This window comes from Novosphingobium sp. BAM6 (genome assembly GCF_057784955.1).
In genome coordinates this window covers 24,783-43,746 of sequence record NZ_JBYNTR010000009.1, presented here as the reverse complement: position 1 = coordinate 43,746, position 18,964 = coordinate 24,783, and the positions used below count along the sequence as shown (strand labels likewise).

Sequence of the window (18,964 nt, the reverse complement as noted above, 5' to 3'; positions counted from 1 at the left end):
CCAGTCGGGCAAGGTGCGCGGCGCCCAGCGCCGGGCCGACGGCAGCGCCGTCATGCCAGACGAGGGGACGGTCGAGTGCGCCTGCAATGATCCTGCCCCAGAGGGCCGAGCGTGAGCCGCCATTGTTCGAGAGGGTTACAACCTATGACACGGTTGTTGGGAGCACGGATATCAAGCCAAGCGAAGGGCCTTGATCTTGCGTGGAAATACTCGCAAGCGATGGGCTTTCCAAAAAGGATGTCCAGGCAGGTCTATGCAAGCCCCTTTGAACCGTGCCGCCTCGCTTGCCCATCGTGGTGGTGCAAGAGGTATGGATCCACGAACAGCGTTCGGCCTGTTTGCGGCGGTCCTGTTCTTCTTTGCCAGCGGTACAATTGCCTATCGCAATGTGACGATTCTTCGCGATGACATGCATCAGATCGTTCATTCACATGAAGTGATTGTGGCCCTGAACGCGCTGGAATCCTCATTGCAGAACGCAGAGACAGGCCAGCGAGGGTATCTGCTGACTGGCAAGGAAAAGTATTTAGACCCCTATAATGCCGCAATCGGCGATGTGGACGCCCGCTACCGGTCGATTGAAGGGCTCACACGCGACAATTCTAGCCAGCAGGCGCGCCTTATACCGCTTCACCGCCATATCGATGCAAAGCTGGCAGAGCTCAAGGAAACGATCGACGTTCGCAGATCGGCAGGCCCTGCGGCCGCGCTGATGATTGTGAACAGCGATCGCGGCAAAATCGAGATGGACGCTGTTCGGGCGCAACTGTCCGTCATGCAACAGGCCGAAATCCGCCTGCGGCAAGACCGCATGGTAGAGATGGATCTGGCCTACCGTTCGGCCTGGATCAGCGGCGTGATGTCCTGCCTCTTGGGAATTGCTCTGACCCTCGTCATAGGCTTTCTCATACGCCGCGCTGCACTGGCGACAGGTCGTCGCCAATGGCTGCAGCAAGGACAGGTGGACCTTTCTACAGCGATGCTGGGCGACAAGGGAACGCGCCAGCTCGGCGAAAGCGCCTTGAACTTTCTGGTGCGCTTTACCGGCGCGCAGGCCGGTGCCGTCTTCTCGGGACAAGGAGATCATTTCGCGCGTGCCGCCGTTTATGGCGTGCCTCCCGAAGCCGGTATCGTCGAACGTTTCTCGCTTCATCACGGGTTGCTCGGCGAAGTCGCAGCCGATGGCGAGCCTGTTTTGCTGTCTGATATCCCGGACGGTTATCTCACCATTGGCTCGACTTTCGGACGCGACAAGCCTCGCCATCTGCTGATCGCGCCGATGCTTGCGGATAACGCCGTTGAAGGCGTGATCGAGTTGGGCTTCCTGCACCCCGTGAGCGAACAGACGCTCGAATTCCTCTCGGAAATCTCGACGACGGTGGGAACGGCGCTGCGCTCGGCCCGCTATCGCACCCAACTGCAGCACCATGCCGATGAGCTTCAGGTACAAAGTGAAGAGCTGCGCGTCTCCAATGAGGAACTGGAAGAGCAGGGACGAGCACTCAAGCAGTCGCAGGCCAGTCTCGAGCAGCAGCAAGTGGAACTGGAGCAGACCAACTCGCAGTTGGAAGAGCAGGCGCAACTCCTTGAAACCCAACGCGATGATCTGGCGCGATCCAATGCCGCAGTGGAGCTCAAGGCGCGAGAATTGGAGCAGGCGAGCCGCTACAAGTCCGACTTCCTTGCCAATATGAGCCACGAATTGCGCACGCCGCTCAACTCACTGCTGATCCTCTCCAGGTTACTGGCCGAAAATCGTGCCGAGAATCTCAGTGACGACCAGGTTCGATACGCCACGACCATAGAGTCTGCCGGAAACGACTTGCTGGCGCTGATCAATGACATTCTGGATCTGTCCAAGATCGAGGCCGGGCATCTCCAGATTCAACCCGAGTCGCTTTTTGTGGAGCGTCTTGCCGGCGATCTGCGGACGATCTTCCAGCCGATTGCTCAGGAGCGGGGCCTCGCGTTCGAGATTGCGATCGCACCCGATGCCCCAAATTCGATCATCACGGATCGCCAGCGCCTTGAGCAGATACTCAAGAACCTGTTGTCCAATGCCTTCAAGTTTACAGCTGCGGGCAGTGTGCGCCTTGAAATCGAATGTGATGGGGCGCACGATATCGCGCTGTCGGTAGAGGATACCGGCATCGGCATTCCCGAAGACCAGCAGGCCGTTATCTTTGAAGCCTTTCAACAGGCCGACGGGACCGTCAGCCGAAAGTATGGCGGGACGGGGCTGGGGCTTTCGATCTCGCGCGAATTGACCAGGCTTCTGGGCGGAAAAATCGGGTTGTCCAGCATCGCTGGGAAGGGCAGCCGGTTCACGCTTCTGCTTCCGGTGACCTATGATCCGGACAATGTCGCTGCGCCGGCCCAGCCCGTTCGTCCCCTTGCCGCGATTGAAATCCCACCTATTCCTGCGCCATCTGCAGTATCGACCAATTCGCCGCAGGTTCTAACCCGGCAGGTCGCCGATGACCGCGATGCGCTGATGCCGGGGCAGAGGGTCCTGCTGGTGGTGGAGGATGATGCCTCGTTTGCCGCGATCGTGCGGGATATTTCGCACGACATGGGATTCCAGTGCCTCGTGACCAGCACGGGCGAAGATGCTTTGCAACTGGCTCGTACCTTCAAGCCGCATGCCGTTGTGCTTGATGTCGGGTTGCCCGACCAATCGGGACTGGCATTGCTGGATCGATTGAAGCGCGATGTGGCGACTCGCCATATTCCGGTCCATGTAGTTTCGGGTAGCGACCATACTCAAACGGCATTGTCTCTGGGGGCAATCGGATACCTCGTGAAGCCGGTGAGACGCGAGGATCTGGCTGGCGTACTGGAAGCCTTGGCAGCCAAGCTTTCGAGTGATGCGCGACGGGTGCTGATTGTCGAGGACGATGACGTGCAGCGCGATGCGGTCAGCAGGCTTCTGGCATCGGGCGACGTGGAAACCGTCGGTGTGGCCAGCGCCGCGGAATGCCTTGCGAAGCTCGAGGCTGGCACGTTCGACTGTATGGTGCTGGATCTCAACCTCCCGGATTCGAGCGGGTTTTCGTTGCTGGAGACGCTGGCGCGTGAAGACGCCTATTCATTCCCGCCCGTCATCGTCTATACAGGCTATGACCTTTCCGTTTCGGACGAGCAGCGCCTGCGCCGGTATTCGGACTCGATCATCATCAAGGGCGCCCGTTCACCAGAACGGCTGCTCGACGAAGTTTCGCTGTTCCTGCATCAGGTCGTAACCGAGTTGCCGGCCGAACAGCAGACGATGATCCGGGCAGCTCAGAATCGTGATGCCGTCCTGGAAGGTAGACGCATACTTGTCGTTGAAGATGATGTGCGCAACATTTTCTCGCTGACCAATGTCCTGGAACCCCATGGCGCTATCGTGGAAATCGCGCGTAACGGGCAGGAGGCTCTCGATTTCCTGGCCTCGCAGTCTGGCACGATGGAGCGACAAGTCGATCTGGTGTTGATGGACGTAATGATGCCGGTGATGGACGGGCTCACGGCCACGCGGGCAATCAGGCAGGATCCTCGATGGAGCAAGTTGCCGGTTATCGCACTTACGGCCAAGGCCATGCCGGATGATCAGGAGCAATGTATCGCCGCCGGTGCCAACGACTATATGGCCAAGCCGCTCGACGTTGACAAACTGCTGTCGTTGATCCGAGTCTGGATGCCACGCTGATCATGTCCGATAGGGAAGGTACGGGCGAGAGCGCCGAGGCTGCGCATCAGATCGAGGATATCGAGATCAGGCTTTTGCTCGAGGCGATCTATCAGCGCTATCACTACGATTTTCGCAACTACGCCAAAGCCTCGCTCAGGCGAAGACTGCGGCAAGCGCGCGACCGCCTGGGTGCGCGATCTTTTTCGGCGTTGCAGGAAGTAGTGCTGCATGATCAAGTGGCAGCCGCCAAGCTGATGCGTTTCCTCACGGTGCAGGTGAGCGATCTTTTTCGCGACCCCTCCTATTTCAAAAGCTTGCGCGAACAGGTTCTGCCGCGTCTTCACACTTATCCCTCGCTCAAGGTATGGGTCGCAGGATGCAGTACAGGGGAGGAATTGTACTCGCTTGCAATCCTTTTTCGGGAGGAAGGGCTTGAAGAGCGGACGATTTTCTATGCGACCGATATCAATCTTCAAGCGCTTGATGCCGCCTCGCAAGGAATTTATGCGGTTGATCGAATGGCAGCCTTTTCAGAGAATTACAGACTTTCGGGTGGGAAAGGCAGCCTCTCAGATTATTATACAGCAGGCTATGGTGGGGCAGTCTTCGACAACAGTCTGCGCGATCGTGTCGTATTTTCCGACCATAGCCTTGTGACCGATGCCGTATTTTCCGAAACGCAGCTTGTATCCTGTCGCAATGTCATGATCTATTTCGATCAGACGTTGCAGGACAGAGCCGTTGGACTGTTTCGCCAATCCCTGACCCGTGGCGGTTTCCTTGGCCTTGGAGCGAAGGAAAGCTTGCGCTTCTCCTGTCACGTCGACGCCTTTGTGGTCTTCGACCAGACGGAAAAGATCTATCAGCGACGCAGCACATGAAATGTCGCCGGGCGCAGGCCGTGGTCATAGGGGCATCTGCGGGCGCAATAGATGCCTTGTTGCGCATACTCCCTCGTCTTCCGGCAGATTATCCCATCCCGGTGCTTGTCGTTGTCCACCTGCCGGCAGGACGGCGTAGCGAATTGTCAGCGGTGTTTGGCGCTCGATGCGCGCTGACAGTGCAGGAGGCAGGGGACAAGCAGTCGGTTTCAGCGGGGGAGGTGATATTTGCACCGCCGGACTATCATTTGCTGGTGGAAGCAGGAGGAAATCTTTCGCTATCTGTCGATGATCCTGTCTTTTTTTCCCGCCCGGCAATAGACGTACTGTTTGAAAGCGCGGCCGATGCCTACGGGCCAGGTCTTGTCGCAGTGATCTTGACAGGGGCTAGCCGAGATGGGGCTGCAGGGTTGTCTGCAGTGGCCCGAGCAGGAGGAGAGACGATAGTGCAGGACCCTGATACCGCGTCTGCCCGAACGATGCCCGATGCTGCGCTCGGGGCCTGCCCGCAGGCGCGTGTTCTGGGCATCGATGAGATCGCTCTGGCACTATTGGACGTTGCCCGCCCGTGAATACGGTAGACCGTCCTGTTCCTGTATTGCTGGTCGACGACGTGCCAGCCAACCTTTTGGCTCTGGAGGCGGTGCTCGCAACGCAAGGCGTTGACGTACTTAAGGCCTCATGCGGAAATGAGGCACTCGAGTTGCTGCTGCAGCATGATGTCGCCCTCGCTTTGCTCGACGTGCAAATGCCCGAAATGAATGGTTTTGAACTCGCGGAATTGATGCGGGGGGCGGAAAGGACCCGTCATGTGCCTATCATTTTCGTAACTGCGGGTGGATCGGATCTGGAGCGCAGGTTCCGAGGGTATGAGGCAGGCGCCGTCGACTTCATTTCCAAGCCAATCGAGCCGACCGTGCTGCAAGGAAAAGTCCGTGTCTTTCTCGATCTCTATCGGCAACGGTGCCAGATTGCCGCCCAGCGCGATGATCTCGCAAGCGCAGCTGCGGCCCTGCAACAAGCCGATCGTGCCAAGGATCATTTCCTGGCTGTGCTGGCGCATGAACTGCGTAATCCGCTGGCGGCGCTCAAGAGCGGATTGAACCTGCTCGGAAAGCCTCGCGGACAGCAGCAGGCAGAAACGATTCGCAGCGAGATGGACCGGATGCTGGGCCATCTGTCCCGGCTGGTTGACGACTTGTTGGATATTTCGAGGATCACCGAGGGCAAGGTGATCTTGCAATTAGAACGGGTAAGGCTTGACGATGTCGTGCAATCGGCCATCGCGGGAAGCAGGCATCGATTTGAAGAGGCTGGTCACGAGTTCTGTGTGACGATGCCGGATCAGCATGTATGGCTGGAGGCTGACCATACCCGTCTTGCCCAGGTGCTTGCCAACTTACTGGGCAATGCCGCAAAATATACCCGTGCACCAGGTGTCATCCGGCTCGACTGCGATGTGGAGGACAACGAGGTCGTCCTTCGAGTACAGGATACTGGCATCGGCATTCCCCTTGAAATGCAGAAACACATTTTTGAAGTCTTTGCACAAATCGACGCTCACCGGGAGCATTCCCAAGGTGGCTTGGGTATCGGCTTGGCGCTTGTCCGCAAGCTGGTGATCCTGCATGGCGGCAACATTGAAGTCGCTAGCGAAGGAATAGATAAGGGCAGCACTTTTACAGTGCGCCTGCCCCTATCCGGTAAGGATGATCGGCTGTCGCCACGATCTTGATGGCCTGAAAAACATTGCGGAAAATGGCCACGACAGTGTCTCCCGACGGTTCTCCCGGCATTAGTTGACCGCAGGCCATCGCAAGCGCCCCTCGCGTTGACGCGTTTTTTCAGGTGCTACTTGCACAGATTTGGGCAGGTTGGCGCCTGGTCACCCACTCGCCGTTTTTTCGAACCGGGACGGTCAGCCATTGGTTTCCTGTGACATCCGCCACTCGATTCGCGTCTCCAACGACCGGGAGGCAATATGTTTGAGCAAGCAGGTATCAAGGCCTGCGGGCCGCGAGAGCAAAAGTGCGCATAGGAGCTTTTGCAATACGGCGGACGTTGAACGTGATGCAGAGGCATTGGCCCCCGCCAAAAGGAGAGATACGATGACCATCAAGGGTGAAATCAAGGAAGCCGCCGGCTACATCAAGGAAGAAGCGTACGAGCACGGCAAGTCTCCTGAAAGCCACAAGAAGGCGCAGGAAGGCCGCGAACTTCGCAACGAAGGTCGCATCGAAGATGGCAAGGCGCCGAAAACCACTGAGCCAGGCACTGGTCATCCGGACAAGTAAGGGAAAAGAGGTGCCCGTCTTGCCGACGGGCGCCTCATCTCTGTCGATAAGAGTTGGGTACGCGGTCAACCTGGACTCTCGCAGATCACGATTTCGTTTGCTTCTGACAGGCGAAAAATGGGGCAGCGCCTCTCTGCGTTCGTGGATTGAACAACAGATGGCTATTTCGTGGGGTTAAGGCCGCGTATCACTGGCAAGCAGCATGCCAGAGCCCAAATGTCCCCGCTGACCCGCGCCTTCCTCAAGCGTGTCGAACCGTTTTTCGCCGGTGACGAGATCGCCGGCGGACCTATGCTATTGGCGACTATTGCTGCGCTTGTACTGTCGACCAGCCCTTGGGGTGCCGCCTGGAAAGCTGCGTGGGATCTTCCCCTGCAGATCGGCCTTGGTCCCCATGTCGTGTCGCAATCCTTGGCTCAATGGGTCGATGACGCATTCTTGCCCATCTTCTTCGTGATCATTGGTGCCGATCTGAAACGTGAAGTGGTCAACGGCGCGCTGGCGCATTGGCGCACAGCCGCATTTCCGGTGTCGGGTGCGCTTGGCGGGATGCTTGTCCCAGTCGGTCTTTTTTTGCTGATGACCCGGCATGCCGAGGCTGCCAGCGGATGGGGTGCGGTAATGGTAACCGACACTGCATTCGGCCTTGCGTTACTTGGCATGTTTGCGGGGCGGTTCCCGCCAGGAATGCGAGCATTGTTGTTGGCATTTGCCGCTGTTGACGACCTGGGAGGCCTCATTGTCATCGCAGGGATATATACAAAACAGCTTGTTCTGCTGGGGCTCATCGTCGCAGGGGTGGCTTATCTGGCCATGATCGTTTTGCGCCGTGCGCGCTGGATTGGCTCCATGCCATACATCGTACTGGCGCTGGTGATGTGGGCAGGAGTGTTTGTATCCGGTGTTCATGCAACGATCGCCGGGGTTTTTCTCGGCTTCATAACGTCGAGCAAGCCGAGGCTTGCCGAAGGCGCTTTTGCCGGAAAAATCCAGGGCCAGATCGATCGCTTTCAAGATGAATATAAGCGAATGGAGGAAGCGCAGGACGATCCGCATGCGTATCGTCGAGAGCGACACGATGTGCAGTCTCGCCTGGGGTATCTTTCCGAAATGGCCTTGGCCACGGACGTGCCAGGCGAACGTGTGGTAAGTGTATTGACGCCTTGGGTGAGTTATATTGTGCTTCCCCTTTTCGTGCTCAGCAATGTGCATGTCCCGATGACGCTATCCGCTCTGGGCGAGGCGTTTTCCGGAACACTGGCCCCCGCGATCCTTCTTGCTCTTGTCTTGGGCAAACCCTTGGGATTTCTTCTTGCCACCAGTCTTGCGACATCCTTGCGACTAGCGCAACGGCCGGAGGGCGTGACCTGGATCATGGTCGCCACAATCGGCCTTTTGGCAGGTATCGGATTTACCATTTCGCTGTTTATTGCGGATCTGGCTTTTGATGGGAGCGATCTATCACATCAGGCGTCGATCGGAGTGATCGGCGCATCTGTACTGGCCGGATTACTGGACTTGGTAGCACTTCATTTTGTCTCTCGGCGCGAAAGCTGAAAAAAGCCGATGGATGTTCGCTTGGTACGACGCATCCCTGTTTCGCTCCTGCAATAGACAAGGGATGTCATAGCCTTGCAAACAGGGCTCAGGCTGCTACGCGCCCAGGGCCTTGACGCTTTGCGGTGTACAGCGCCGCGTCCGCACGGCAGATCGTTGCGGATAATCCGAGATTTTCTGGCAGGCTGAAGGCAGTACCCATGCTTACAGTCCATGGAGATGCACGGGGAAGGGTTCGGATACCATCCTCAAGGGTCTGCGAAACGATCCGTGCACCATGTTCGTCGCCGTCGGGAAGGAGAATCAGAAACTCGTCGCCTCCAAGACGGATCACTTCGCCATTATGGGGCCCGGCCGCTGCCATCGCCAGCATGGCGAGTTGTTCCAGAGCGACATCGCCAGCCGCATGGCCGAAGCTGTCGTTCAATGGCTTGAAGTTATCGATGTCGAGCGCGATGACGGCCCAAATTCCTTTGCCGTGCTTTCGTGCAGCGATTTCAGCAAGGCCGGCGCGGTTCCAGCACTTGGTCAAGGGGTCACGCAGGGCAGCCTCGCGAAGTCGGACGTGGGCCTGCTCATTGGGCACTGCAAGAAGCCCCAGGTTAAGCACGCCCAGCAACAACTGGTCGGAAACCATCGCGACCAGGGCGAGCCCACTTGCTCCGGACGACCACCCAAGCTCGGCAGCGATCGCCAGTAAATAGCCAGGAATATAGGCCAGCATGGCGCACCCTGCGATCGCGCCCGCCCGGGATGCGCTACGCTTGCCAGAGCGGATACATGCACCTCCGGTGACGGCCATGGACACGATCAGGCCTGACGCATGTGAAATCGGAATGAGCGAGACGGGCAATGCAGGCCAAATCCTGCAGGCCAGTACTGGAATGGCGAAGAATGCCATCGTCGCACCTGCGAGGCCAATCATCCACGGCGCAAATGCCGGGCGTCGTTCGATGCGGCGGAGCCCGGACACTGCCAGGATATTCACGACGGTCAGCATGCCGTACAGCATCATCCCAACGGCAAGCGGAGCCCTTGGAAAAACTTCAAAGCCGATGAGGTCCAAGGCATAAAGAAGCGAGCTCGCGGCCCAGTATAGCAGATGATCGTCCCTTCGCCGGCCGCGCCAGAGCGTCGCGAAAACCAGGCCAAATGCAGCGCTGGCCAATGTGCTGCTGAGGCGCAGCGTGAAGAGATCGAGTTCGGGGTGCATAACAGGTCATCTGCTCATAGATGACCAAACTTAAGAAATCCTGCTCTCTGTCTGTCTGCCGGCCCATGTTCGCAGCAGCCATTACGGGCAGGTCCATGACGGTATGACCCATTCTTATGTAGATGGCTATATGCTCACCTTTCTGCCTGAGTGCTGCAGCGAAAAGTGTCTGGCTTGATGGAAAGGCGCACCCCGAGCGAGACCCCCGCTCGAGGTGCGAAATGGTGTAGAAATTATTCTGTCCGCAGATGGGTAAGGTGCATGTCGGCCTTACCGAGGCCTGAAGTTTGCTCACCCTGAATTGAAACGGCCGAACCCATGCCAGGTGCGGTTGATTTGCCGCCCAACTTTGCACGCACCCCTTCTTCGATGCGTTCGCCGGTTTCCGCATCGATGTTTCGCCAGTATTCGAAGGCACGCAACAGCACCTTTTCGCTGACGCCGTCGCAAAGGTGCCCGACCACGTTTTCGACGAGACGACCACGGGCTGCCTCGTCCATGACGTCGCGCACCAACGCGCCTGCCTGGCTCCAGTCGTCGTCATCTGCGCGAAGGGTATAGGCCGCGCGAACCAGTTCGCCATCGGCCTGCCAGATCCCGGCTTCGTAAGGATCGGTCTGGGCTGCAGGGCCGCCGTAGCTGTTGGGCGCATAGACCGGATCGGAAGCTTTCTCGATGCGCATCGCACCAGCTGTCGAATAGCTGTTCACGGGTGCTGTCGGACGGTTCACCGGGATTTGCTTGTAGTTGACGCCAAGTCGCGCGCGATGGGCGTCTGCATAGGAGAATCCGCGAGCCAGCAGCATCTTGTCGGGCGAAAGGCCAACGCCGGGGACCATATTATTGGGTTCGAAAGCCAGTTGTTCGATTTCGGTGTGGAAATCGGTGGGATTGCGGGTGAGCGTCAGCTTGCCGACCTCGATCAGGGGATAGTCCTCATGTGGCCAGACCTTGGTGAGATCGAAGGGGTTGAGCCGATAGGTCTTGGCGTCTTCATAAGGCATGACCTGCCAATAGAGTGTCCAGCTGGGATGATCGCCGCGCGCGATGGCATCGAACAGATCGCGACGATGGTAGTCGCCGTCCTTGCCCGCCATCGCGTCGGCATCGTCCTGGCTGAAATAGGCATTGCCGTCGCCGAGATCGGTCTTGAAGTGGAACTTCACCCAGAACCGCTCGCCCTCGGCATTGATTAGCGAATAGGTGTGACTTGAATAGCCGTTCATCTCGCGCCAGGTCTTGGGAATGCCGCGATCGCCCATCAGATAGGCCACCTGATGGGCGCTTTCGGGCGAAAGCGTCCAGAAGTCCCACTGCATATCGTGATCGCGCAGGCCATTATCGGCGCGGCGCTTCTGTGAGCGGATGAAGTGCTGGAACTTCATGGGATCGCGGATGAAGAAGATCGGCGTGTTGTTGCCGACCATGTCGAAATTGCCTTCCTCGGTATAGAACTTCACCGAGAAACCGCGCGGATCGCGCCAGGTGTCCGGGCTACCGCGCTCGCCTGCGACGGTCGAGAAGCGCATGGCGGTATCGGTCTTGGCACCCGGCTGGAAGACCTTCGCCTTGGTATAGCGGGTGACATCACCGGTCGTCTCGAAATGTCCGAAAGCACCACTGCCCTTGGCATGAGGCTGCCGCTCGGGGATACGCTCGCGGTTGAAGTTGGCCATTTGCTCAAGCAGGTAGTGATCGTTGAGGACGATCGGGCCATCGGCGCCGACACTCAACGAGTGCTCGTCGCTCTGGATCGGGATGCCCGCATCGTTGGTTGTGCGCGGCGCGGTACGGTCGGTCATGGGAGGCTCCTGCTTTTGCTTTACAGCAAGGCTTACGGGTGAGCGGCGCAGATGTTCCCGGTCGCTATCGTCTATATGACGGAAGGGCGTTGGGGAGCCGGCAGAAGTGGAGGCAATGACTCGCGCTGCTTTTGCCGCATGGCCGCGTAGCTGGCGATTGCAGCCGAGCCGAGGAGCGCAAAGATATCTTCCGCAATGGCAACGGGGCGATCACGTCCGATAGCTCGGGCCAATGCGAGTCTCGCCCGGTAGCTGAGATAGCCTCCGGCGATGGCGGCTGCGGCCCCAATGCCTGCCGAAAGCCAGGCTTTGCCGGGCCGGGCGGCGGCTGCCCCTGAAACAGCGCCTCCAAAGGCGCGACCGGCAAGGGCGGCAGGGGTGGTTCGTGCTGCGATCCCCGGCTGTTTGTCCGCGAAGAATTCCGCAAGCGCTGCAGCGCCGAGCACCGTGCCAGTCCATTTCGAGTTGAGAATGGCCAGCGGCGTGCCGCCAAGGCCAAGGCCGCTGCCGGCAGCGGCCAGGGTAACGGTGGCGGGCGGCGTGAAAGTGCGCTGACCGTTGATGAAACCCAGCATCAACGGCATGGCGATATCCTCAACCGTTATCGTGCTGTACGTTGTCGCCGAGGTCCGATTGAGCCGCTCGCGCAGAAATCGGCGCGTCGCTTCCGTGGCCAGGCCGAACACCAGATGCGAGGCATAGCCGTACAGGTGGGTTCGCAGCGTATAGCGCCAGGGTGGCCGTGCCAGGCCGAGCAACGGCACAGCCAGTTGATCGACAAGCGTTGCCGCCACCAGACCGAAGGCGAGGCCATGCCATCGGGTCAGCTTTGGCTGTGTCTCCGCCATGGCACCGTAAAGGGCGCCGGTAGCCGTTCCGACGATATAGTGTACCGCCGTCCCGCTGGCGGTGCGATCTTCCTTGGAAATGCCTGAACCTGTCAAGACGATGGCGACGCGATCGGCAGCCCGCTCGGTTGCAGGGGCAAGCCCGGCACTGGTGGGCTCGAAGATCGGCGAAACCAGCCGCTGGAAACCGTTCATGATCGCCGATCCCGCGATGCCGGCTACACCGCCTGCTGCAGCACCTGCACCGATGTCGATCAGGGTGTCGACCCCCACGGTCGTGGGACGTCCCGGAGTTTGGGCGGCGTTCGAAGGGATTTGCAGCATAGCAATTTTGCCTCGTCAGATAGCGGGAAGGGCTCTGCGTTCACTAAGGGAAGGCTCGCGGCTGCCTCGCAGTTCCCGAGGCCAAGGAGACTTCCTTTCGTCGTAGGGGCAAAATCAAGGGCAACGGGAGGCGGAACGGAAGGTTACTTGCAAAGGCGATCGCGGTGCCGACACTTCTCGGGGAGACTAAGGAGCATGGACGAAACGGACGAACGTTGGATGCGCCGAGCAGTGGAATTGGCCACTAAGATCAAAGGCACATCGCCAGCGGATACGCCGATTGCCGCTGTCATCGTGAAAGATGGCGTGATGCTGGCGGCCTGTGTCAATCGCACACGCGAGACGTGCGATGCGACGGCGCATGCCGAAATTCTGGCGTTTCGGTCTGCCGGGCAAACGCTGGGCGACATGGAACTGCGCGGCGCCACGCTGTATTCCACGCTTCAGCCGTGCGGCATGTGCACAATGGCCGCGATCTGGGCGAAGGTTTCCCGGATCGTTTACGGGGCCGGTCGCGAGGATGTCCATCGCATGTATTTCGAGGATCGGCACCTCGATACCCTCGACTTTCTGGCCGATGCCTGGCGTCGGGATCTTCTGATCGAGGGAGGGTGCTTCGCGCAAGTCTGCGCGCAACTCTATTATCGCCCCGATGACAAGGTTCCCTTGGAAGAACAGGGGAATATCTGATCCAGCGGTTCGCGTGTTATCAAGAGCAGCGGGCTGCAACCATACGGCGTGCCTGTGCATTGCAAAGAGGAAGCGTCCGGCATCGTTCGGGTACGCGCTTATCCAACCCTCATTCTTGCAAGGAGCGCTTATGACCAAAGTGCGCTATGCCGTCGTTGGCGGTGGACAGATTTCGCAGCAGGCTTTCATGCCGGGTATCGGCAAGACCGATAATTCGCAGCTTGCCGCCTTGGTGACCGGCGATCCGGTCAAGGCCGAGAAACTCGCTGCAGCCTATGGCATCAAAGCCTGGCATTACGACCAGTACGAGGATCTGCTTGCCTCGGGCGAAATCGATGCCGTCTATGTCGCCACGCCCAATTTCCTTCATCGCCAATACGCCGAACCGGCATTGCAGGCAGGCATTCATGTCCTGCTCGAAAAGCCGATGGCCTCAAGCCTTGAAGATGCCCAAGCCATTGTGGCGGCCCAGAAAGCCTCGGGCGCCAAGATGATGGTGGCGTACCGGCTGCATCACGAGCCGGGCAATGTCGAGATGTTCACGCGGGCGAGGCAAGGAGACTTTGGCCTGTTGCGTTCGTTCTCGGCAAGCTTCACGCAGGATGTTCGCGAGGCCAATTCCCGCGGGCACAACGGCTATTGGGGTGGCCCTGTGCCGGATATGGGCACTTATCCCCTTAATGCGGTGCGCAATCTCTTCGGTGCCGAGCCGATTGCGGTACATGCGGTTGGATCGAGCGACCCCGCACGCGGCTTCAATTTCGACGATACCGTTGCCGTGACGCTGACCTTTCCGGACCAACGCGTGGCACAGTTCGTGGCAAGCTACGCGACCGCTTCTTCGGAGAACTTTACTCTGGTCGGGACGAAAGCGACGATCCATGCCTCGCCCTGTTTCATGTTCGGGCCAGATATTGCTGTGACTTATGTCGAGACGCGCGACGGCAAAGCCGAAACGCACCGGTTCGATCCAGTGGAGCAGTTCGGCAACGAGACGCAGTATTTCTCGGCCTGCATTTTGCAGGACATGATGCCCGAAGCGGATGGCGAAGAAGGCTTGATGGACATGCGGGTGCTGGCTGCCGTCGAGGAATCGCTCAAGACGGGCAAGACCGTTCAGCTCGATCCAGCCGATCGTGATCGCCGGGTGAGTGCCGATCAGGCCCTGCACCTTCCGCCTGCGGACGAGCCGGGCGAAGATGCGCTGATCAGCGTGATTCCGCAGTCGCCCTAAGTCACTAGCGTGGCAGGCAGACAAACAATCCGGCGGGTTTTTCCGCCGGATTTTTCCTGGTCAACGGCCTTGCCGGCTCGCCAGAAAGCGATCTGCGCAGCGCAGCGACAGCGCCATGACGGTGAGCGCCGGATTGGCGCAAAGCGCGCTGGGAAAGATCGAGTTGTCGCAGATATAGAGATTGGGCACATCGAAGCTGCGTCCGTCCCTGTCGACAACAGCAAGGTCACCATCGCTGCCCATTCTGCAGGTGCCGATGGTATGGGCAGAGCGTGGCATGGCGACCACGTCTTGTGCACCGGCAGCTTCCCAGATCGCGGTCATGACGCGACGGGCGTGTTGGTCTATGGCCTTCTCGTTTGCTCCATAGCTGAAATCAATCCGCGCCTTGCGCATGCCGAGGGCATCGACTTCATCGGACAATGTGAGCCGGTTGTCCTCGCTCGGCAGACATTCGCCGTTGATGCCAATCCCGGCTAGGTGGTTGTACCCAGTGAGATGGCGCACGAGTTTTTCGCCCCACAGGCCGCCTCGTGCAAATGTGTTGGCGAGCGTGACAGGCTGCACACCCAGACTCTGGATGAGATAGCCGCCTGCAAAGGTTACACCCGCGGGGCGCACCATGTCTTCGCTGATCAGCGAAGACGGGTAGCCCCGGTTCATGCGCATGTCGGCCGTAAACCGACCCCAGACCTGCGTGGCGACATGGGCCATGAAGTTTTGCCCGACCTGACCGCTTGAATTGGCAAGATCGAGGTTGAGCAGCAGCCTGGGCGTCTCGATACCGCCGGCGCACAGAAAGGCGGCGCGGCATCGCTGGCGATGATTGATCCCGCCCTGGCGATAAACCACGGCTGTGATGCGCCCTTCGCTGTCGCGGTCGAGATCGTGGACCATCGCGCTGGGGCGGATTTCCGCGCCATGTGCCTGAGCCATCGGCAGGTATGTCACGTCCATGCTGGCCTTGGCGGCATTGCGGCAGCCCTGATGGCAACTGCCGCAGTTCACGCAAGCATGGCGCTGCCCCCAATGGGGCACCATCGTGTCGCGCGTGACGAGCGCCGCGGGGGCGTCGGTGGCCATAAGATCTGTGGCGGCACAACCTTTTGCCATCGCTTCGGCAGGCGCATTTCGCGCAACAGGAGCCTGCGGATAGCGGCGGTTCGTATCCCACGGATAGGAGGAGGGGCCGGAAATGGCGAGGACCGTCTCGACTTCCTCGATATAGGTCATGAGTTCCGCATGGGCGATCGGCCAATCCTCAACCACTCCGCAGAGCGAGCGCAGTTTCAGGTCACGCGCATCGGGACGCGGCGTGAACGCGCCCCAATGCAGCGTGGAGCCGCCGACGCCCATGCCCGAATTGTTGGCGCCGAAGGCCGTGGGATCGTTGCCGCCGCTCAGGCGCTCGTCCATCCAGTAGATGTCGGCGGCGCGTTCATCAGGTGTATGGTCCGCCGGGCTGCAGCGTCGTCCGGCCTCCAGCACGACCACCGACAGACCGGCAGCGGCGAGACGCGAGGCAAGCGGCGCGCCGCCCGCACCGGAGCCGACGATTACGGCATCGACGATATCGTCGCACGCGAACTTGCGGGTCATGCGACGCCCTTGGGGAAGGGAGATTGCCACGGCTCGCGCTGGTCCGCACCGGTGAGGTGGTAGCCGACAAGCCGGACCCCATCAGCTCCAGTGGCAAAGCCGTCATAGCCGATCCGGGCCATGGTGTTCGGGTGCGCGATCCAGGTCTGGGCAATCAGGGCGCAGGCATCCTGGAACCAGTGCCGGGTCTGCTCGGGTGACCACGAGCCCAATCTCTTGCGTCCTTCGCTCATCGCCTGAAAGCACGTTTGCCGGGCCTGTGTCGATGAGCCGACAAGGTCGGACAGGCCATCGAGGGCTATAGACCATGCCTCGCGATCCGGGGGAAGATCTGCAAAGCGCCAGCCATCGCCCTGGCCCTCGCCAAGCGCCTTGGCGACCTGCCGAGGAAGCTCCATTTCGGTCGCGATGCCGGGCAGGATGAGGTTCACGAGGGTTTCCAGCGTTTCCATCTGGCACTCCGAGAAAGGCGGCGGCGAAGTCGGCGCCCAACGCCGTTGGTAATGCACCCGGCGAGTTCGCGTGCTGGTCCGCGAGGAGGCGATAAGTGTGCCGGTCTCGGGAGGCAGGATAAATGGCGCGCACCTTGCCCAATGCCCGATGATCCGCTGTGCCAGCTCTTCCGGCTTCTCGTAAGGCGCAAGGTGCGCGGTCCCGGCAATGGTTTCGACGGCTCCCCTGACATAGTGCGGCAAATTCAGGCGCAGCTGCGCATCTGTTCCCAGATCGCCGTCCTCGCTGCCGGCAAGAATCAGAGCGGGGCAATCGAGCGGTTCAAGTGCCGCAGACCAGTCCTCCCGGCATCCGCGCTCGAGCCAGGCTCGCCAGGCAAAAGGCGACGATCGCATGACATCGCGCTCGGCGCGATCGCGCCGGCTGGAGGAGAGCGGGTTGGCAGTATTGTCGCTGACAAATGTTCGGGCGTTTTCGACGTCGATCGGACCGTCGGCCACCCATGCCAGCATGCTCTCGCGCCGCGCCTCGTCGATGGGTTCGGGCGAGGGCGGTGATGCCGAAACGAGCACGACGCCGGACAGCTGGGTGAGGCCCATCTCCCCGCTTTGCGCACGTGCGGCGAGGAGGGTCGCAAGCTTTCCGCCCATGCTGTGGCCAACGATCATCCATGGACCGGTAACCTGCTCGCGTATCGTATCGGCGATTTCCTCGACCATTGTGATCGTTTCAAATCCCGTCGCTGCGGCACGGGCGCCAAATCCCGGCAGATCCAGTGCGAGACAGTCGGCCTGCGTACCAAGAGCCGCAATGACGTCATCCCATTCGCATGCACTGGACCCGAGTGCGTGAAGTAAGACCAGTGTCGGGCGAATCACCGGCCCTCCCACGCTGCCTCGACTTCCAGTGACTGGCGGTCGCGCCCGCAGGTGACGAGGGCCTGATCGTCTCCGTTTTCGCGCATCACAATGGCCACATCTCGCTCTGCCGGATCGCCGTCCACCTTGCGATCTTCAGGGCTGTCGACATGGCCGATATAGCGCAGATTGAGATCGTACTGGCCCGACCAGAAGAAGGGGAGGGCATCGAATTCGCCTTCGACCTCGCCAAGCAGATGGCGCGCCAGCCACTGTCCCATGCGCTGGGCCAGCGCCCAATGTTCGACGCGAATCGCATGCCCGAGACGCGGATCGGGAAACGCTGCGATATCACCGATCGCGTAGATGTCGGGCACGGACGTCTGTAACCTGCCATCGACGGCGATGCCGCCGATCTCGTCAGGCGCAAGGGTCAGACCGGCGGCCTGTGCCAGTTCCACGCGAGGGGACACGCCAGTGCCGAGCACCAGGAAATCGCCGGTAACGCTTTCGCCATTGTCGAGGAGCGCCCGCGTTCCGTTCCACTCCCGGATTTCGCGATTCAAATGAAAGCGCACGCCCTTGCTTTCATGGAGATCCTGCAAGACCTTGCCGAGTTCAGGACCTGCGGTCTTTTCCAGCGGAATGTCATCGGTCGAAACGACATGGACCTGAAGCCCCCGCTGGACAAGCGATGCTGCCACTTCAAGGCCTATGTAGCTGGATCCCAGGATGACTGCGCTTTTGGCCTCCATGCTGGCGGTAATCAGCGCCTCGGCATCATCGAGCGTGCGCAATTGATGAACGTCTGTCCGATCGCTGCCGGGAAAGTCGGGGGAGACCGGCGTCGCACCGGTGGCCAGGACCAGCACATCATAGGGAAGGATTTCTCCCTCGCCGGTTTCGACGACCTTGGCTTGGGGGTCGATGCGGGCAACGGCAACCTGCGTGCGGACAGTCGGGCGGGGCATACCGCCCTGCGTCTCCAGCGGGAGGTCGATAGCGTCGCGATCCGTAGCACCGGCAAGGAAGGCTTTCGAGCAGGACGTGCGATCGTAAGGCAGATGATCGTCGGCACTGAGCACGGTGACGTAGTCTCCGGCCCCGTGGCGCCCGAGCATTTCGGCGCAGGCATGACCGGCTGCACCACCGCCGATGATCACCACGCGCTTTGAAAACGCTGGTGCTGCGCGGGCGGGGGCTTGTGTGGCAGCAGCTTCTCCGGTGACAAGAATGCGTCCGTTGTCTTGGGCCACCTCGAACCGTGTGAGCGGTAGAAACGCCGGTGCGGCCACCGCCTTGCCGGTTTCCAGATCGAACCTGGCGTGATGGAAAGGGCAGCGGATCTGGCCGTCTGTCACGATGCCTTTGGCCAAGGGCGCCTGCAAATGGGTGCATTTTCCCGCCAGTGCGCAGACTTTTCCGCCGTGACGCACAAGCACAACATCCTGCCCGCGCCAGGTTCCGGCAAGTGGCTGGGTTTCCGTCAAGTCGCTGGCATCAATGCCGTGTTCGAAGTCTGGCATGGTCATGAGGGAA

At 59.9% G+C, this 18,964-nt stretch carries 14 protein-coding genes; 8 read left to right on the top strand and 6 right to left on the bottom strand.

Going from position 1 to position 18,964, the window contains the following annotated elements:
- Positions 1-310 precede the first annotated feature (310 nt).
- The 6 genes from AC3EC3_RS17120 to nhaA all read left to right on the top strand — a co-directional run bounded on the left by AC3EC3_RS17120 (position 311) and on the right by nhaA (position 8,405).
- A complete protein-coding gene (locus AC3EC3_RS17120; RefSeq protein WP_488490832.1) occupies positions 311-3,691 on the top strand; it encodes a response regulator in 3,381 nt (1,126 codons plus the stop codon).
- A gap of 2 nt (positions 3,692-3,693) precedes the next feature.
- Entirely contained in the window at positions 3,694-4,554 is an 861-nt protein-coding gene (locus AC3EC3_RS17115) for a CheR family methyltransferase (protein ID WP_488490815.1), read from the top strand.
- The gene (locus tag AC3EC3_RS17110) at positions 4,551-5,126 is read left to right on the top strand and encodes a chemotaxis protein CheB (protein ID WP_488490814.1); all 576 of its coding nucleotides are present in this window, start codon (positions 4,551-4,553) and stop codon (positions 5,124-5,126) included. The genes AC3EC3_RS17115 and AC3EC3_RS17110 overlap by 4 nt, the downstream gene beginning before the upstream one ends.
- Positions 5,123-6,289, top strand: a complete 1,167-nt coding sequence (locus tag AC3EC3_RS17105) for a hybrid sensor histidine kinase/response regulator (protein ID WP_488490813.1) — start codon at positions 5,123-5,125, stop codon at positions 6,287-6,289. Before AC3EC3_RS17110 ends, AC3EC3_RS17105 begins: the two co-directional genes overlap by 4 nt.
- 373 nt (positions 6,290-6,662) lie before the next feature.
- On the top strand, positions 6,663-6,848 hold the full coding sequence (locus tag AC3EC3_RS17100; protein ID WP_260929232.1) for a hypothetical protein: 186 nt from the start codon (positions 6,663-6,665) through the stop codon (positions 6,846-6,848).
- Between the two features lie 216 nt (positions 6,849-7,064).
- Positions 7,065-8,405 (top strand): Na+/H+ antiporter NhaA, encoded by a 1,341-nt coding sequence (gene nhaA / locus AC3EC3_RS17095; protein ID WP_488490812.1) that lies wholly within the window; start codon positions 7,065-7,067, stop codon positions 8,403-8,405.
- Positions 8,406-8,493: 88 nt separating this feature from the next.
- Here nhaA and AC3EC3_RS17090 read toward each other — a convergent pair whose 3' ends face one another.
- The 3 genes from AC3EC3_RS17090 to AC3EC3_RS17080 form a co-directional block, all read right to left on the bottom strand.
- On the bottom strand, positions 8,494-9,618 hold the full coding sequence (locus tag AC3EC3_RS17090) for a GGDEF domain-containing protein (RefSeq protein WP_488490811.1): 1,125 nt from the start codon (positions 9,616-9,618) through the stop codon (positions 8,494-8,496).
- Positions 9,619-9,851: 233 nt separating this feature from the next.
- A complete protein-coding gene (locus AC3EC3_RS17085; RefSeq protein ID WP_488490810.1) occupies positions 9,852-11,420 on the bottom strand; it encodes a catalase in 1,569 nt (522 codons plus the stop codon).
- Positions 11,421-11,491: 71 nt separating this feature from the next.
- Positions 11,492-12,541 carry a DUF1440 domain-containing protein gene (locus tag AC3EC3_RS17080; RefSeq protein ID WP_488490809.1) on the bottom strand — a complete coding sequence of 350 codons (1,050 nt, stop codon included), beginning with the start codon at positions 12,539-12,541 and terminating at the stop codon, positions 11,492-11,494.
- 246 nt (positions 12,542-12,787) lie between these two features.
- On the opposite strand from AC3EC3_RS17080, the gene AC3EC3_RS17075 reads away from it, so the two are divergent.
- Together AC3EC3_RS17075 and AC3EC3_RS17070 are read left to right on the top strand one after the other, a co-directional pair.
- Positions 12,788-13,282 carry a nucleoside deaminase gene (locus AC3EC3_RS17075; RefSeq protein WP_488490808.1) on the top strand — a complete coding sequence of 165 codons (495 nt, stop codon included), beginning with the start codon at positions 12,788-12,790 and terminating at the stop codon, positions 13,280-13,282.
- A 130-nt stretch (positions 13,283-13,412) separates the two neighbouring features.
- Positions 13,413-14,516 carry a Gfo/Idh/MocA family protein gene (locus AC3EC3_RS17070; protein ID WP_488490807.1) on the top strand — a complete coding sequence of 368 codons (1,104 nt, stop codon included), beginning with the start codon at positions 13,413-13,415 and terminating at the stop codon, positions 14,514-14,516.
- A 60-nt stretch (positions 14,517-14,576) separates the two neighbouring features.
- Here AC3EC3_RS17070 and AC3EC3_RS17065 read toward each other — a convergent pair whose 3' ends face one another.
- From AC3EC3_RS17065 to AC3EC3_RS17055, 3 genes are read right to left on the bottom strand one after another with little or no spacing between them, the layout of a single operon-like run.
- Positions 14,577-16,115 carry a GMC family oxidoreductase gene (locus tag AC3EC3_RS17065; protein WP_488490806.1) on the bottom strand — a complete coding sequence of 513 codons (1,539 nt, stop codon included), beginning with the start codon at positions 16,113-16,115 and terminating at the stop codon, positions 14,577-14,579.
- Complete coding sequence (locus tag AC3EC3_RS17060) at positions 16,112-17,446, bottom strand: alpha/beta fold hydrolase (protein WP_488490805.1); 1,335 nt, start codon at positions 17,444-17,446, stop codon at positions 16,112-16,114. Before AC3EC3_RS17060 ends, AC3EC3_RS17065 begins: the two co-directional genes overlap by 4 nt.
- Positions 17,443-18,957, bottom strand: coding sequence for an FAD-dependent oxidoreductase (locus AC3EC3_RS17055; protein ID WP_488490804.1), 1,515 nt, complete (start codon positions 18,955-18,957; stop codon positions 17,443-17,445). Before AC3EC3_RS17055 ends, AC3EC3_RS17060 begins: the two co-directional genes overlap by 4 nt.
- Between the last annotated feature and the right edge of the window lie 7 nt (positions 18,958-18,964).

Bases quoted from the DNA above. Each gene is read 5' to 3' on its own strand.
- AC3EC3_RS17055 (WP_488490804.1), bottom strand. From the start codon at position 18,957: ATGACCATGCCAGACTTCGAACACGGCATTGATGCCAGCGACTTGACG.
- AC3EC3_RS17075 (WP_488490808.1), top strand. From the start codon at position 12,788: ATGGACGAAACGGACGAACGTTGGATGCGCCGAGCAGTGGAATTGGCC.
- AC3EC3_RS17090 (WP_488490811.1), bottom strand. From the start codon at position 9,618: ATGCACCCCGAACTCGATCTCTTCACGCTGCGCCTCAGCAGCACATTG.
- AC3EC3_RS17065 (WP_488490806.1), bottom strand. From the start codon at position 16,115: ATGACCCGCAAGTTCGCGTGCGACGATATCGTCGATGCCGTAATCGTC.
- AC3EC3_RS17120 (WP_488490832.1), top strand. From the start codon at position 311: ATGGATCCACGAACAGCGTTCGGCCTGTTTGCGGCGGTCCTGTTCTTC.
- AC3EC3_RS17110 (WP_488490814.1), top strand. From the start codon at position 4,551: ATGAAATGTCGCCGGGCGCAGGCCGTGGTCATAGGGGCATCTGCGGGC.
- nhaA (WP_488490812.1), top strand. From the start codon at position 7,065: ATGTCCCCGCTGACCCGCGCCTTCCTCAAGCGTGTCGAACCGTTTTTC.
- AC3EC3_RS17085 (WP_488490810.1), bottom strand. From the start codon at position 11,420: ATGACCGACCGTACCGCGCCGCGCACAACCAACGATGCGGGCATCCCG.
- AC3EC3_RS17100 (WP_260929232.1), top strand. From the start codon at position 6,663: ATGACCATCAAGGGTGAAATCAAGGAAGCCGCCGGCTACATCAAGGAA.
- AC3EC3_RS17115 (WP_488490815.1), top strand. From the start codon at position 3,694: ATGTCCGATAGGGAAGGTACGGGCGAGAGCGCCGAGGCTGCGCATCAG.
- AC3EC3_RS17070 (WP_488490807.1), top strand. From the start codon at position 13,413: ATGACCAAAGTGCGCTATGCCGTCGTTGGCGGTGGACAGATTTCGCAG.